This window comes from Psychrobacter sp. TAE2020 (assembly GCF_018919485.1).
GTDB lineage: Bacteria > Pseudomonadota > Gammaproteobacteria > Pseudomonadales > Moraxellaceae > Psychrobacter.
Genome location: NZ_JAHLMU010000028.1, coordinates 1 through 255, shown reverse-complemented (window position 1 = coordinate 255; position 255 = coordinate 1). Strand labels below are relative to the sequence as shown.

General features: G+C 58.4%; 1 protein-coding gene. It reads left to right on the top strand.

The window, feature by feature from the left end; translation table 11 throughout:
• Positions 1-255: Ig-like domain-containing protein (locus tag KPY62_RS13600; protein WP_228730797.1), on the top strand; the 255-nt coding region annotated here is incomplete at both ends.

The following is a 255-nucleotide window of genomic DNA, read 5'->3' as shown; positions in this document are numbered from 1 at the left end:
CTCAAGTGACGGCCACGCAAACTGATACGGCGGGCAATACTAGCCCACAAGGCAGCGCTAATGTGGCGGATACCACCGCGCCAGTAGCCCCTTCAATCAATGACAACGAAGCGGGTCAACCCATCACAGGTACCGGTGAGCCGGGTGCGACCGTGACGGTGACTTACCCTGATGGCACGACCGTAGATGCGATCGTTGGCGTCGATGGTTCATGGACCGCTCCGACCAACCCAAGTGTTGTTGATGGCACTCAAG